This is a genomic window from Streptomyces zagrosensis (assembly GCF_014203645.1).
GTDB lineage: Bacteria > Actinomycetota > Actinomycetes > Streptomycetales > Streptomycetaceae > Streptomyces > Streptomyces zagrosensis.
This window is the reverse complement of the sequence record NZ_JACHJL010000005.1, coordinates 21,219-35,953: the sequence shown is the minus strand read 5'-3', so window position 1 is coordinate 35,953 and position 14,735 is coordinate 21,219. Positions and strand designations below refer to the sequence as shown.

Genomic DNA, 14,735 nt, shown 5'->3' with positions numbered 1-14,735 from the left:
GCTGCGACAATGGGAGGGTGACGACGACGGGACGCTGGGAGTTCTGGATCGACCGGGGCGGCACCTTCACGGATGTCGTCGGCGTTCGACCGGACGGCCGAGTGGTGACCCGCAAGCTGCTGTCGCACCACCCCGACCGGCGGCAGGACGCCGCCGTCGCCGGTATCCGGCTCCTGCTCGGCCTCGCCCCCGGCGATCCGATTCCTACCGAGCGGATCGCCGTCGTCAAAATGGGCACCACCGTCGCCACCAACGCCCTCCTTGAACGCTCGGGCGAACCCACGGTCCTCGTCGTCACCGCGGGATTCAGGGACGCGCTGCGCATCGCGTACCAAAACCGGCCGCGTATCTTCGACCGCCGGATCGTGCTGCCCGAGGCGCTCTACGCACGCGTCATCGAGGTCCCCGAGCGGCTGGGCGCCCGGGGTGATGTGGTGCGTCCATTGGATCTGGATGCCGTGCGCGAGGAACTGCGCGCCGCACACCGTGCCGGGCTGCGCTCCGCAGCCGTCGTCCTTACCCATGGCTACCGGCACACCCGGCATGAACGGGCCGTGGGCACTGCCGCCCGGGGCGTGGGCTTCACCCAGGTGAGCTGTTCGCACGAGGTCAGCCCGCTGATGAAGCTGGTGCCGCGCGGCGACACGACGGTGGTCGATGCCTATCTCTCGCCGATCCTGCGCCGCTACGTCGATGAGGTGGCGGCGGAACTGCGCGGCGTCCGGCTGTTGTTCATGCAGTCCAACGGTGGGTTGCGGGAAGCGGCGCACTTCCGCGGCAAGGACGCGGTGCTCTCCGGGCCCGCCGGGGGCGTGGTGGGCATGGCACGGTCGGCCGCCGAGGCCGGGCATGACCGCGTCATCGGCTTCGATATGGGCGGCACATCGACCGATGTGTCGCACTACGCGGGCGAGTTCGAGCGGGTCTACGGCACCGAGGTCGCCGGGGTGCGGATGCGCGCCCCGATGATGAACATCCACACCGTTGCCGCGGGTGGTGGATCGGTACTGCGCTTCGACGGCCAGCGCTACCGCGTGGGGCCCGACTCCGCCGGCGCCGTCCCCGGGCCCGCCTGCTACCGGCACGGCGGCCCCTTGACCGTCACTGACGCCAACGTGATGCTCGGCCGCGTGCAGCCCGCCCACTTCCCCGCGGTGTTCGGCCCGCACGCCGATCAGCCGTTGGACGCCGCGGCCGTACGCGAGGGGTTTACCGCACTTGCCGAGGAGATCACCGCAGCGACCGGCGATCGGCGCGGCCCCGATGAGGTCGCGGCCGGCTTCCTCGACATCGCGGTGCTCAACATGGCGACCGCAGTCAAGAAGATCTCCGTACAGCGGGGCTACGACGCCACCCGGTATGCGCTGACCAGCTTCGGTGGCGCGGGCGGCCAACACGCCTGCGCCGTCGCCGACGAACTCGGCATCGGCACGGTCATCGTCCCCCCGCTGGCCGGCGTGCTCTCCGCGTACGGCATCGGCGTCGCCGACGTCACCGCGATGCGAGAGATGGCCGTCGAGGTGGCCATCGCAGACGAGGAAGGCCAGGCCACCGTGCGTGCGGCGAGCGAACAGTTGGCCCAGCGAACCCGCGCGGAACTCGCCACTGAGGGGGTCCCCGATGAGTCCATCGCCACCGTGGCCCACGTGCATCTGCGGTACGCGGGAACCGACTCGACCATCCCCGTGCCGCTGGCCGACGCCCGCGCGATGACGGAGGAGTTCGCCCGGGCGCACCGCACGCGCTACGCCTTCACCATGGACAAGCCGCTCATCGCGGAGGCGGTGTCGGTCGAGGCCGTGGGCACCGCGGGCACCACAGAGACCGCGGGCACCACAGACACCACAGACACCATGACCACGCCGGCGCCCGGCGGCCCGGCAGAGGCCGGCATAGCGGCGCGGCACCGGGCCGGGGCGCGCGATGCCGTGCGAATGTTCATCGGCGGCCGGTGGCGGACGGCCCCGCTCCACCAGCGGAACGCGCTGCGCCTTGGCGATGTGGTTACCGGCCCCGCCATCGTCGCCGAGGACGACGCCACCACCGTCGTCGAGCCCGACTGGCAAGCCGCCGTAGGCGAGCGGGGGCATCTGCTCCTCACTCGGGTGCGCCCACGGCCCCGCACCGCCGTCGTTGGCACTCAGGCCGACCCGGTGTTGCTTGAGGTGTTCAACAGCCTTTTCATGGCCATCGCGGAGCAGATGGGGGTGCGCCTGGAGAACACCGCACACTCGGTCAACATCAAGGAACGGCTCGACTTCTCCTGCGCCCTCTTCGACACCGACGGCAACCTGATCGCCAACGCTCCGCACATGCCGGTGCACCTGGGGTCCATGGGCGAGTCCATCAAGGAGGTGCTGCGGCGTAACTCCGGCACGATGCAGCCAGGCGACGTCTACGCGATCAACGACCCTTACCACGGTGGCACCCATCTCCCCGATATCACCGTCGTCACACCGGTCTTCGATGCACGGACCTTCGGCGCACGGACCTTCGACGCAGCGGGCGAGCGGCTGCTGTTCGTGGTCGCCACGCGCGGCCACCACGCCGACATCGGTGGCAGCACCCCCGGTTCGATGCCCGCCTTCAGCCGCAACGTCGAGGAGAAGGGCGTTCTCTTCGACAACTGGCTGCTGGTGCGCGAGGGCGCGCTGCGTGAGCGCGAGACCCGCCAGTTGCTCACATCGGCCCGCTACCCGTCCCGCGCCCCGGACACCAACCTCGCCGATCTACGAGCGCAGATCGCCGCCAACGAGAAGGGCATCCAGGAACTGCGCCGCATGATCGACCAGTTCGGGCTCGATGTCGTCCACGCCTACATGCAGCACGTCCAGGACAACGCCGAGGAGTCGGTACGCGGCATCATCGCGGGCCTCAACGACGGCTCGTACCGCTACGAGACCGACAGCGGCGCCGTCATCCAGGTCGCCCTGCGCGTGGACCACCTCACGCGCAGCGCCGTCCTGGACTTCCGCGGCACCTCGCCACAGCAGTCCGACAACACGAACACACCCAGTTCGGTCGTCATGGCGGCGGTGCTCTACGTCTTCCGCACCCTCATCGCCCAGGACATTCCGCTCAACAGCGGCTGTCTCACGCCCCTTGACGTGCGTATTCCCCCAGGCTCGATGTTGGCGCCGGGGTATCCGGCGGCCACCGTCGCGGGCAATGTGGAAACCTCACAGGCGATCACCGGTGCGCTGTACGCGGCGCTTGGTGTGCAGGCCGAGGGGTCAGGGACGATGAACAACGTCACCTTCGGCAACGACCGCGTGCAGGCTTACGAGACGGTGGCCAGCGGCTCCGGCGCGGGAGACGGCTTCGACGGCGCCGACGCCGTACAGACCCATATGACCAACTCCCGCCTGACCGACCCCGAGGTACTCGAATGGCGATACCCGGTGCGGGTGGACGCCTTTGAGGTGCGGCGGGGGAGTGGCGGGCGCGGGCGTTGGCACGGTGGCTGCGGAGTGACCCGGCGCATTCGCTGCCTCGAACCGATGACGATCGCGCTGCTCACGGGCCACCGCAGGGTGCCCCCCTATGGCATGGCCGGCGGCGAGCCTGGCGCGCTCGGTGCCAACCTCCTGAAGCGCGCCGATGGTTCGGTGCAGACGCTGCATGGCTGCGATGTGGTGCGGGCGCAGCCGGGCGATGTGCTGGTGGTCCACACACCGGGTGGCGGGGGCTTTGGGAGGGCGAAGAGCTGAACGGTGCGCCCCCGGCCGTGCCGGGCCGCGCGCTGGAGCGGTCCGGCACGGAGCCCGATGGGTGGGTGCAGGCAGCCGAGTGGGCTCCGCGCAGACTCAGCGCGGAGCCCATCGGTGTTGATGGTTCGCCCCCTCGGCCCGCCGCCTGGGAGCGGCGAAGGCCGGTGCGTGGTGGGGTCGTTGCCCGCCGCCGTGGGTGCCCCGGCACCACACGTGGGGTCCTGACGCCCTCGCTCGGGGTGTTCCATCCTCCCTGTGGATGCCCCCTGGGGACCGAGCCGCCTCAGCGACTCGGTCCCCCATCCGCGACTCAGCATTGCCCGGAGTTTCCTTGTCGACAAATCCTTAGAGGTGTTTAAAAAGGTTCGGAGGCGGTGCCAGGTTCGGAGGCGGCGCCGGAAAGTGGTGCCCTTGCCGGGCAGTTGGGCATGCGTGAGCTCGCCGACCGGCTAGGCGCCCATGCCACCAGCCCGTACTGGCACATGGCCACCAAGGACGATGTGTTGGACCTCGCGGTGTAGGCGGTGTTCGCGGAGCTCCAGCTGCCATTCGCACACGGCGAATCCTGGCGTCCGGACGTCGCCGCTCTCATGACGGCTTCGTCGGGTCCTGCTCGCGCGCCCATGGGCCGCGTCGGGTCCTGCTTGCGCACCCATGGGCCGCGCCACTGGCGATCAGCCGACCGCTGGTGGGCCCGCACGCCTTGGCGTGCTCGGCATTCGTGTACGCGGCGCTGGTGGGGGCCTGGCTCAGCGGCGTTGACCTGACGGCTGCGGCCTCGACCGTCACCCTCTACGTGTCCGGGTCCGTGTCTTCGCAGTCCGTTTGGCGGCAACGCGACGATGCGGGGGCGCGCTCCACCGTCTGCGGACACCTCAGCGAGCACCAGGGCCGATACCCTACGCTCGCCGCCCGTTTCCCGACGCAGGGCGACTGGACCGCGCACGTCACCCGCGGCGTGGACTTCCTGCTCGATGGGTTGGCGGCGAGCCTGCCGCAGGGCTGACCGCGCCGGGGCCCGTGGCTCGTGTCGGGCCCGCCTGTGCAGCCCGCCAGGAGCTGTCCGGTGTCCTCATCGCTGCCGGTACCACCCGTAACCGGTGACCTCGGCTGGTTGCCGAAGCCCGCCGGCGCCCCGGCTCTGCCCGGAGCATCGCCCCTTGGCCCGACCTGCGTCGGCCACCTGACGCGCCTTCCACCGGACCTTCCGTGCGGCCCGCTCGGGGTGAGACCGGTGCTGCCTCAGCGGCCGGCGCGCGAGCGTGCCGGCCGTGGGACGAAGCGCAGCGGCGTGCCCGGCGCCGCCTGCGCCGCCGCGGCCAGACGATGTTCGGGCACGACGCCGATGACGGGGTAGCCGCCGGTCGTGGGGTGGTCGTGCAAAAAGAGTACGGGGCGCCCATCGGGCGGGACTTGTAGCGCGCCCAGCACCATGCCCTCGCTGGGCAGCTCACCCTCCCGGGCCCGCTCCAGCGCCGGCCCTTCGACGCGTAGCCCGATCCTGTTGCTCGCGGGCGAGACGGTGTACGCGCCGCGGCCGAGCGTGTGCAGCGCGCGGGCCGTGAACCAGTCATCGCGCGGACCGAGCACCAAGGGCAGCACCAACTCCCGCACCGGGCCCGCACCGGGCGCCGTATCCACGCAGGGTGCAGGCCCGTGGGGCGTGCCGAGCCGCAGCACGGCGCCGCCCGCCAGCGGATCGGGGCCGAGCCCGGAGAGCACGTCGGTGGAGCGGCTGCCCAGTACGCGATCGGCGTCGATCCCGCCGCCGAAGGCCAGATAGCCGCGCACCCCATGGGAAGCGGCACCGGCCTCAAGGACCGCCCCTGCCGGGAGCCGGATAGGCGCGCCCCACGGGGCGGGCCGGCCGTCGACGGTGACCGGGCAGGGCGCGCCGGTGACCGCGGCCGTGGTGGCGCGGCGTACCCGCACGGCACAGCCGGTGAGCGTCGTCTCCAGCGTCGCGGCGTCTTCCGGGTTGCCCACCAGGCGGTTGGCGAGCCGGTGTGCGGGCTCGTCGAGCGCGCCGGAGCGCGGCACGCCCAGGTGCGCGTGGCCGGCTCGACCCAGGTCTTGCACGGTGGTCAGTGCGCCGGCGCGTACCACCACGAGCGCGCTGTCCGTCATCGGGCCACCTCGTTCGCAGCGCTGCGCGCGCTTTGCCGGGGGAGGCCCTCGGTGACCGGGGTGCCTTCCGCGTGGGCAGCCGCGCCGCCCTGCCCGGGTGTGAGGGGTTCCTCCTGTGGGACGAAGCGGACGCGGGTGCCCGGTGCGAAGAGGGCTGCCGGCTCGCGGGCGGCGTCCCACAGCACCGCATTTGAGGTGCCGATGAGCTGCCAGCCGCCGGGCGATGACCGCGGGTACACGCCGGTGTAGGGCCCTGCGAGGGCCAGCGAGCCGACCGGGACCCTCGTCCTGGGAGTGGCGCGGCGCGGTACGTGGTAGCGGTCGGGCAACCCGGTCAGATAGCCGAAGCCCGGCGCGAACCCACAAAAGGCCACACGGAACTCGGTGCCGGAGTGGATGCGTACCACCTCATCAGGCGTGACGCCCCACAGCTTGGCGACGTCACGCAGGTCCGGGCCGTCGTAGCGGACCGGGATCTCCACGGCCGCACCCTGATCGCGCGTCAGCGCCGGGATGTGCCACTCGGTGAGCCGGGCCGCGGTGCGTGCGGGGTCGGTGAGGCCGTCGAGTAGCACGGTGCGGGCCGCGGGCACGATCTCGCGTACGGCGGGCAGGGCGGGAGTGCCGACCCGGCGCAGGAGTTCGGCGTGTAGGGCCTCCACCGCCTCGTCGGAGCCGACCTCAAGCAGCAGCGCGTGATCGCCAACCGGTAGCCCGCGCACGGTGAACGAGCCGCTTTGAGCGACCTCGTTGGCCTCGTTCACCCCTTCGGCCCCCTCCATACCATCCGTATCTGCTGTGTTTGTTGGCCTTGTTGGTTGGCGCGGGTCATGCGTCGTGATGGCCTGGTCCGTCATGCGAACGCCTGGAAGCGGACCCCGGCACCCGTCAGTTCCGACCGCACCCGCCGGGCGAGTGCGGCGGCGCTCGGAGTGTCACCGTGCAGGCACAGCGAGCGTGCACGGACCTCGACGCGCTCACCATCGATGGAGGTGACGGCGTGGTCGCGGGCGATGGCCAGCGATCGCTTGACCACGGTGTCCGAATCGTCGATGACCGCACCGGGGGTTCCGCGCGGCACCAGCGTGCCATGCGCCGTGTACGCACGGTCGGCGAACGCCTCGGCGACGGTGGGCAACCCGGCAGCCGTGGCCGCCTCGTGCAAAAGCGAGTCGGGAAGGCCCAGCACAGGCAAGGGAGTGTCACTCGCCGAACGCACGCCCGCGACCACGGCGCCCGCCTGCTCCGCGTCGTGCACGCAACGGTTGTACAGCGCGCCGTGCGGCTTGACGTAGGCGACCCGGACGCCGGCGGCGCGGGCGAACACGTCCAAAGCGCCGATCTGGTACGCGATCTCATCGGCCAACTCACGCGACGGTACGTCCATGGCGCGCCGCCCGAAGCCGGCCAGGTCGCGGTAGGAGACCTGGGCGCCGATCACCACGCCGCGCTCGGCGGCGAGCTCGCATACCCGCCGCATGGTCGATGGATCACCGGCATGAAAGCCGCAGGCCACGTTGGCGCTGGTGACGACGGACAGGAGCGCGTCATCGTCCGTCAGGTGCCAGCGGCCGAAGCCTTCCCCGAGATCGGCGTTGAGGTCGATCGGCAGGTTGTCCACGTCGTCGGTCATGTCCGTCCGTTCAGGCATGCGGGCCGGTCAGGCGTGCGGTGTTGTGTTGGGCGTGTCAATGGTGTCGAGCGTGCGCATTGCCGAAGTGCCGGGGCTACGCGGCGGGCCCAGCGGCCGGTGGTCGGCGCATCGGCGGCCCGGTACGGCGCGCGAGGTGTCGCACAATCGCAGGACCGCCCGACCCGTATCCGTAGAACTCTCCGCTGATGTGCAGTCGGGCCGACCGGCCATAGCTCAACGTAGACGATTGTTGAACGATCCGACAAGAGAATGTTGTTTCACCTTCGCTTCTCGGCTTGACTTCTGTCGCGCCGAACGCGACACCGGCGTGCTGAAGAGATCACAGACGGCCGGGGCGCGGGTGGCCGCACGGGGTGAGGGAGAGCAACATGGCAGACGCTACAGATGCTGCAAACGCTGTGCACGGGGCGAACGCTGTGAAGGGTGCGGACGGTACGAACGGGGCAGACGAACGGCTCGCGGCGATGGCCGATGTGTCCAGCCTGGAGACCGACCGGCTGCTCCTTGGGCGCACCAGTACCGCGGAGCGCGTGGCTGATGTGTTGCGCGACCGGGTCGCCGAGGGGTTCTTCCCGCCGGGCACGAGGCTGTCCGAGGACAGCATCAAAGGAGCCCTGGGCATCTCGCGCAACACCCTCAGAGAGGCGTTCCGGCTGCTGACCCGCGAACGTCTGCTCGTGCATGAGCTCAATCGCGGAGTCTTCGTACGCGTGGTGACGGTCGAGGACCTCGGCGACATCTACCGGGTGCGCGAGCTGGTGGAGGGCGCGGCCGTACGCAGCCTCGGCGAGCCCCCCTACGGTGCTGAGGCCGACGAGGCGATCCGGGCCATAGAGGCGGCCGTCGTCGCAGGTGAGGAGGCCGCCCAGGGGCGGGCCTGGCAGAACCTGGCCACCGCGAACATCCGCTTCCACCAGGGCATTGTCGCCCTAGCGGGTAGCCCGCGGATGAACGACCTGATGCGGGGCGTGCTCGCCGAACTCCGACTGGTCTTTCATGTGATGGCCGACCCGCGCCGCTTCCATGCGCCCTACCTGACCCGCAACAGGCAGATCGTGGAGGCCTTGCAGGCCGGGCACGGCGCAGCGGCGGAGAGCCTGCTCGCCGACTATCTCGCGGACTCGCGCAGCCAGCTCTCGGGGGCGTACGCGCAGCAGATGGCAGACGGCTGAGGGTGCCGGCAGGCCCGCATCGTCCCGGGCGTCCGAACGGTGCGGCTGCGCAGGCGAGCGGGGCGCGCGTACGGACGGCGGGTGTGCGGCGGGTGTGCGCAAAGGGGATCACGGCGGGGCCAGGTGTGGGGCCGAAGGGGCGCGCGGGAGGCGTGGGAGCCCTTGCGCGGGCTGGGCGCGATGGGCGTACGGGGGCGTGGCGGGGGTGCGGCTGAAGTGCGACTGCATAAGCACAGACAGCAAACTCGTATCGCCCTCTTGTCGGATCGTTGAACAATCGCCTAACCTCCGGTTCATTCTCCTCACGCCCCGTGGGGTCCCACGCGGAAGGCGGACGCATGCTCGTTCTCCTTGGCGTCCTCGTGGTGGTGATCGGATTCGCCACTCGACGCAACCCCCTGCTGGTCGTAGGGGTGGCCGGCATCGTTACCGGCCTACTCGGCGGCCTGTCGCCGCGCGAGGTGCTCGCCGCCTTCGGCGACGGCTTCGCCTCAAGCCGGGCAGTGACGATCTTCGCCATCACGCTGCCTGTCATCGGCCTCCTGGAGCGCTACGGCCTCCAGGAACAGGCTCGCAGCCTGATCGCCCGGTTCACCAAGCTCACCACGGGGCGCTTCCTCGCCCTGTACCTCCTGCTGCGACAGGTCACCGCGGCGCTCGGCCTGGTCAGCGTCTGCGGACCCGCGCAGACGGTGCGCCCGCTGGTGGCGCCGATGGCCGAGGGCGCCGCCGAACGCGCCCACGGACCGCTGACCGACAAGGCCCGCGAGAAGGTGCGTTCCTTCTCCGCGAGCGCCGACAACGTGGGCCTGTTCTTCGGTGAGGACGTCTTCCTCGCGGTCGGTTCGATCCTGTTGATCACCGGCTTCGTGAACACGACCTACGACACCCATTTGGAACCCCTGCACCTGGCGCTGTGGGCGATCCCGACCGCGATCTGTGCCTTTGTCGTGCACGGTTGGCGGCTGCTGCGCCTGGATCGCCAACTGGAACGCGAACTGCTCACCGCCAACGCCACCCAGCCGACCGCCACGGAGGCCGTCAAGTGATCAAGGCCGAGTGGTTCTACTGGCTGGTCGGGGCCATCTTCCTCGTGATGGCCGCGCAGATGGTCACCGACCGCAGCAACCCCAAGCGGTTGGGCACCGCAGCGTTTTGGGGACTGATCGGCGCGGGCTTCGTCTACAGCTCCTGGGTTGTGGACCACCGTGCCCCGGCCGAGCCGCTGGGCGCCGCCGTGCTGGCGATGGCCGCCCTCGCGGGCTTCGGCTTCACCGGGCGGGGCACCGTACGCACCACCACCGGCGCGGAGCGCGCGGCGAGTGCCGCACGCCTGGGCAACCGGCTCTTTGTGCCCGCCCTCACCATCCCGCTGGTCGCCATGGCCTGCGCAGTCGGGGTGAAGAAGCTGTCCATCGGCGGCGAGCCCGTGCTGCAAAAGGGCAGCGAAACCATCCTGGGCCTGGGTATCGGCGCCATCACCGCGCTGGTCGTGGGCATGGTGATGCTGCGCGAGAAGCGGATCGCCACCCCCGTGCACGCCGGGCGCTCGATGTTGGAGGCAATGGGCTGGGCGATGCTGCTGCCGCAGATGCTCGCCACCCTTGGCACCATCTTCTCCGTTTCGGGCGTTGGCGAGGAGGTCGGCGAACTCACCACCAAGGCGCTGCCGGAGGACTCCCTCTATCTGGCCGTGGCCGTGTACTGCATCGGCATGTTCCTGTTCACCGTGATCATGGGCAACGCGTTCGCCGCGTTCCCCGTGATGACCGCGGCGGTCGGCTGGCCGGTCCTCATCGAACAGGCCGATGGCAACGCAGCAGCGGTCCTCGCCATCGGCATGCTGGCGGGCTTCTGCGGCACCCTCGTGACGCCGATGGCCGCCAACTTCAACATCGTGCCCGCCGCGCTGCTTGAGCTCAAAGACCAGTACGGACCGATCAAGGCCCAACTGCCCACCGCCGTCATACTGCTCGGATGCAACATCGCGATCATGTCCGTGGTGGCGTTTTGACCTGTCAGCGCTCCGCGGACGCCCCGCCAGCGCTCCACGGGCGTACCGCGGACGACCAGCCGGCGCTTCCCAGTGGCCCCGGTGCCCGGCCGGCCCCCGTCGCCTTGATCGCACCGTTCGCACCGTCGTCGCGCAGGCATCCTGATCGCGTCGGCACTCTGATGGGTGGGACAGCCCCAGCGTCCCACCCATAGCAAAGAGCCGTACGCGCCCCAAACCAGGGCGCCCCCCCCGCACCCCTGCCAGGCCCCCCACCCCACCCGCAGCACGGCGCGTTCATCGCGCCCCCGTCCTGCTGAGCCCTGATGAGTGAGGCAACGCCCCATGACCCCTTCCGCGAACGAGCCGCACCCCGCACCGCTCGGCCTCGTCCCGCCCGCTGCGAGCAACGGCACCGTGACGCCCATCGACATCGCTCGTACGGGTACGGGTATCGCTGATCTGTCGGCAGTAGGAGAGGGCGCGGCCTGGCCACGGAGGGTGCTGCTGACGGGGTTCGAGCCATTCGGTGGTGAACCGGTCAATCCCTCCTGGACGGCGGTGCAACTCGCCGTTAAGGAGCCGCTGGCCGGCGTGGAGTTCCACACGGCCGAACTCCCCTGTGTCTTCGGCGCCGCGCTGGACGCGCTCCACGCGGCCGTCGAGGCGGCCGACCCCGATGTGGTGCTGTGCGTAGGGCAGGCGGGCGGCCGTACGGATATCACCGTCGAACGCCTGGCAATCAACGTGGACGATGCGCGCATTCCAGACAACGCGGGCGCCCAGCCGATCGACGAGCCCGTCATCCCCGGTGGCCCCGCCGGCTACTTCGCCGCGCTGCCCGTCAAGGCGTGTGTGGCTGCCGCGCGCGAGGCCGGGGTGCCGGCCAGCGTGTCGCAGACCGCCGGCACCTTCGTCTGCAATCACGTCTTCTACGGGCTCATGCACCTCATCGCCACCGAACGCCCCACCCTGCGTGGCGGGTTCGTCCACGTCCCGTACGCGCCCGAGCAGGTGCTCGACCGCGCCGCCCCCGCGCTGCCGGCCGCCAGCGGCGCCGCGGCCCTGCGGGCGATCGTGGCCACGGCGGTAGTCGGCGCCCCGGACCTACGGGCTGTGGGCGGCGCCACCCACTGACCGGCCACTCCGTGCCGTTTCGTCCGTTGTCAGTGCGACCGCCTACTCTGTGCGACGTGACTTCTCCACCCCCGGGGGCTGCTACGCCCCAGCTCAGTGGCCCATCGAGGCCAGCCCCGGGCCCGGCCGCCGATGAGGGCCTGGCCCGGCGGCTGCGCGCGCTCGCCTGCACCGCGCCGCTGCACGACCTCGATGTGCGCAAGGCCAACCTGGCGGGGGAGTACAGCGGATACGCGATGGCGGAGGTGGCGCTCGCCGCCATCGATCTGGTCACGCTGACCATGGACTTCGACACCGGCGCCGACCATGAGCAGATAGTGGCCAGGTTGCTGCCCAGGGTCGCAGCCCAGACCCCCACGCGGCCCGCTGCCGAGCACGAGCGGGTGGCGCGCTGGGTCCTGGAGAACCTGATCAACGTGGGTAGCGTGGATCGCGGCTTCCGTGCGGTGTACGGCACGTTCGGCCAGGACGGCGCCTATGTGCGCAGGGACTACGACTTCAAGCTCATCGAGGAAGTCCCCGGGCCGGGCGGCACGGTCTATCTGCGCACCACCGACGAGGCGGTGAACGTCCTGGTCGGCGCCCTCGATACGGATGTCACCAGCGCGCAGATCGCCGCCGAGGTCAAGCTGGAGGTGCTGATCAGCCGCGGCCGGCTCGCGGACGCGCAACTCGCCGCCGAACAAGCCCGCTACCGCACCGTGCAGTACGCGGAGGCGCTGCGTAAGACCCTGGAGGCCACCCGGCGTAACGTGCGGGCCGTTGATTGGCTGCGTGCCGTCCCCGACATGATCGCCGAGGCGCTCGACCACATCGCCGACCGGTACCGCCATGAGAACGCGATCTTGACGAACATTCGCAAGGCCCGAGACGAGGCGGTTGACCAGCGCGGCCCCGACCACAAGCGGCAGGCCGCCGAGCTGGTGGACATCGTCAAGGACTGCATCCGGCGCCACACACAGTTGCAGTCCCGACTCCTCGACGCGGGACCGATGTTCCGCGCGGAACAGGACCGACAGGCGTTCGCACCGCCCACCGCCCACGCCGGCATCGACCTCTACGGCCAACTCATCGCGCCGCTGCTGCCGCTGCCCGTGGAGCGCGCCATCCGCGTCACCGACGCGTTCTTCGCCCGCGGCACCGGACTGCGCACACCCACCGCCGTGCGGGTCGGGGACCTGGTGGACCTGCTGTTGACGCCGCCGCTCGAACGGGAGCACCTGGGCGCCGAGATGCCCGAGCCCGACCTCATCGCCACGCCGGACGACAACCGCTTCAGCGAGGAGCAACTCGCCTCGGCCATGGACCTCCTCGAACTGCCGCCCGACGCGCCGCGGCGGCTATCCGGGCTGCTCGCCGAGGCCCGTCGCCGCGACCCGGCGCTGCCCTACCTGGTCGCCCTGCTCGCCGTACACGCGGCGAGCCCGCCGGTCGGCACGGCCTACCGGCAGGGCGAAGAGCGCCTTCTCTTCGCCGTGGACGACGGCACGGAGCTCGACGACGAGGAGTTCGGTGGCGCCGACCTCATCGTCGGCACCGCCCTCCTGGATGCGGTGGGCATGGCCGCCGGCCGTACGGAGGGGGTGTGATGCGCATCGAGCTGCGCCGTGCGCCGCCGCACGGCGGCCACCCGCTGCGCCGGATATCCACGCCGCCGATTCGGCACGGCGCCGCCCCGCACCCCTTGAGTTTCTTGAGCCATGGGCGCCCCGCGCATCGCGCGTCGTGTTGGCACGCTGCGGAGGGGCCACACCCCATGGGCTTGCGGCGCCGCGCTGACCCCGCCTCACCGGCGGACCCCGTTCACTTCGAGGAGCACCAACCGTGACCGAGTACCGCACCGACGACGGCGCGCAGCCGGAGCGAGACCTCGCGTCCGAGGCGGATGACCCCGGCCGAAGCACAGCCGGCAGCAGCCAGCCGCACGGAACCGTCGCGCACGCCAACGCTGGTGTCACACCCGCCGACGCGGCCGACGCCGCACGGCTGGTCTCCTTCGGACTCCAGCCCAAGCTGCTGCCCGCACGCGACATCGAGTACGGCGAACTGCTGCGCCGCCACCGCGATGACCCCGCCTTCGCCCGCCTCACCGACGCCATCGCCGCCGGGCTCGGGCTCGTCGTCCTGGAGGTGTCCACTCGCGCGGGCATGGCAGTGACCGCCGCCGAGGACTCGGTGTTCGCCGTGCGCATGGGCGACTACGCCAAGCGTGCCGCGCCCGATTCGGCCGACCGATTTCTGCACGGGCTCGCCCACCTCGCCGTCGCCGCGATGGCCTTCCCGCGCCCGGAAGACCTGTCCGACGACGGCTACATCGGCCGTGTCACCGTCAACGGCATCGACGGGTTTGTCCGCCAGGCATGCCGCCGCCTGGAGGAACGGGCCGCGGAAGCAGGCGAGAACACCGATCCGGCCACCGACGCCCCCGGCCTGGAGGCGGCCTGGCGGGTGTACGCCAGACGCAGCGCCACCGGCGCCACCAAGGACGCGAGACGGCTCGCCGGCTCCACCACCGGCATCGTCGGCAAGGCCGTCGCCTTCCTCGTTGACTCCGGGTTCCTCCAGCGCACCGGCGACGACGCCGGCGGCGCGTACCGCACCACGGCCCGCTACCAACTCCAGGTCCGCGACATGGCGGGCAGCGCGGCCATGACCGAACTACTGGAGCTGGGCGTTGTCCCTGTAGGAGACGGGAACGCCACCCTGCTGCCACCTTTGGAGAACCATGACCTCGACCTGGTCGCCGACGCGGGCCTGCCGTTCTACGCCGATCAACGCGGCCCGTCCTGACCGGCCAGCTCGGCAACCGGCCCTGGCCGGCGGCCCCTGCAATCCGCCCTGACGGGTGCCGCTGGACGGATGCCGCTGACGGCACATCCCGCCGTGCCGCCCGCATCCGGGCGCCGCTGACGGACGCGCGGCCCGCCCGCGCCGGTGCGCCG

General features: G+C 71.0%; 12 protein-coding genes. 9 read left to right on the top strand and 3 right to left on the bottom strand.

The genetic code is table 11. From position 1 onward, the window contains the following. The first annotated feature begins 17 nt into the window (after positions 1-17). The 3 genes from FHS42_RS11405 (at position 18) to FHS42_RS36920 (ending at position 4,716) form a co-directional block, all read left to right on the top strand. Positions 18-3,710 carry a hydantoinase B/oxoprolinase family protein gene (locus FHS42_RS11405; RefSeq protein WP_184571735.1) on the top strand — a complete coding sequence of 1,231 codons (3,693 nt, stop codon included), beginning with the start codon at positions 18-20 and terminating at the stop codon, positions 3,708-3,710. A gap of 374 nt (positions 3,711-4,084) precedes the next feature. Further along, a complete protein-coding gene (locus tag FHS42_RS11400) occupies positions 4,085-4,231 on the top strand; it encodes a hypothetical protein (protein ID WP_184571733.1) in 147 nt (48 codons plus the stop codon). Then, complete coding sequence (locus FHS42_RS36920; protein WP_184572356.1) at positions 4,186-4,716, top strand: TetR/AcrR family transcriptional regulator C-terminal domain-containing protein; 531 nt, start codon at positions 4,186-4,188, stop codon at positions 4,714-4,716. Before FHS42_RS11400 ends, FHS42_RS36920 begins: the two co-directional genes overlap by 46 nt. 236 nt (positions 4,717-4,952) lie before the next feature. On the opposite strand, the gene FHS42_RS11390 is transcribed toward FHS42_RS36920, so the two are convergent. From FHS42_RS11390 to FHS42_RS11380, 3 genes are all read right to left on the bottom strand, one after another. Further along, positions 4,953-5,837, bottom strand: coding sequence for a 5-oxoprolinase subunit C family protein (locus FHS42_RS11390; RefSeq protein WP_184571731.1), 885 nt, complete (start codon positions 5,835-5,837; stop codon positions 4,953-4,955). Continuing rightward, complete coding sequence (gene pxpB, locus FHS42_RS11385) at positions 5,834-6,619, bottom strand: 5-oxoprolinase subunit PxpB (RefSeq protein ID WP_184571729.1); 786 nt, start codon at positions 6,617-6,619, stop codon at positions 5,834-5,836. The genes FHS42_RS11390 and pxpB overlap by 4 nt, the downstream gene beginning before the upstream one ends. A gap of 71 nt (positions 6,620-6,690) precedes the next feature. Next, entirely contained in the window at positions 6,691-7,470 is a 780-nt protein-coding gene (locus FHS42_RS11380) for a LamB/YcsF family protein (RefSeq protein WP_184571720.1), read from the bottom strand. 485 nt (positions 7,471-7,955) lie between these two features. Between FHS42_RS11380 and FHS42_RS11375 the strand changes: the two genes are divergently transcribed. The 6 genes from FHS42_RS11375 (at position 7,956) to FHS42_RS11350 (ending at position 14,583) form a co-directional block, all read left to right on the top strand. Next, a complete protein-coding gene (locus FHS42_RS11375) occupies positions 7,956-8,663 on the top strand; it encodes a GntR family transcriptional regulator (RefSeq protein WP_184572355.1) in 708 nt (235 codons plus the stop codon). Between the two features lie 338 nt (positions 8,664-9,001). Further along, entirely contained in the window at positions 9,002-9,712 is a 711-nt protein-coding gene (locus FHS42_RS11370; RefSeq protein WP_184571718.1) for a DUF969 domain-containing protein, read from the top strand. Further along, a complete protein-coding gene (locus FHS42_RS11365) occupies positions 9,709-10,677 on the top strand; it encodes a DUF979 domain-containing protein (RefSeq protein ID WP_184571716.1) in 969 nt (322 codons plus the stop codon). Before FHS42_RS11370 ends, FHS42_RS11365 begins: the two co-directional genes overlap by 4 nt. Positions 10,678-11,001: 324 nt before the next feature. Beyond that, on the top strand, positions 11,002-11,793 hold the full coding sequence (gene pcp / locus FHS42_RS11360; RefSeq protein ID WP_184571714.1) for a pyroglutamyl-peptidase I: 792 nt from the start codon (positions 11,002-11,004) through the stop codon (positions 11,791-11,793). Positions 11,794-11,849: 56 nt separating this feature from the next. Next, complete coding sequence (locus FHS42_RS11355; RefSeq protein WP_184571713.1) at positions 11,850-13,382, top strand: hypothetical protein; 1,533 nt, start codon at positions 11,850-11,852, stop codon at positions 13,380-13,382. A 235-nt stretch (positions 13,383-13,617) separates the two neighbouring features. Further along, positions 13,618-14,583 (top strand): hypothetical protein, encoded by a 966-nt coding sequence (locus FHS42_RS11350; protein ID WP_184571711.1) that lies wholly within the window; start codon positions 13,618-13,620, stop codon positions 14,581-14,583. Positions 14,584-14,735: the final 152 nt, after the last annotated feature.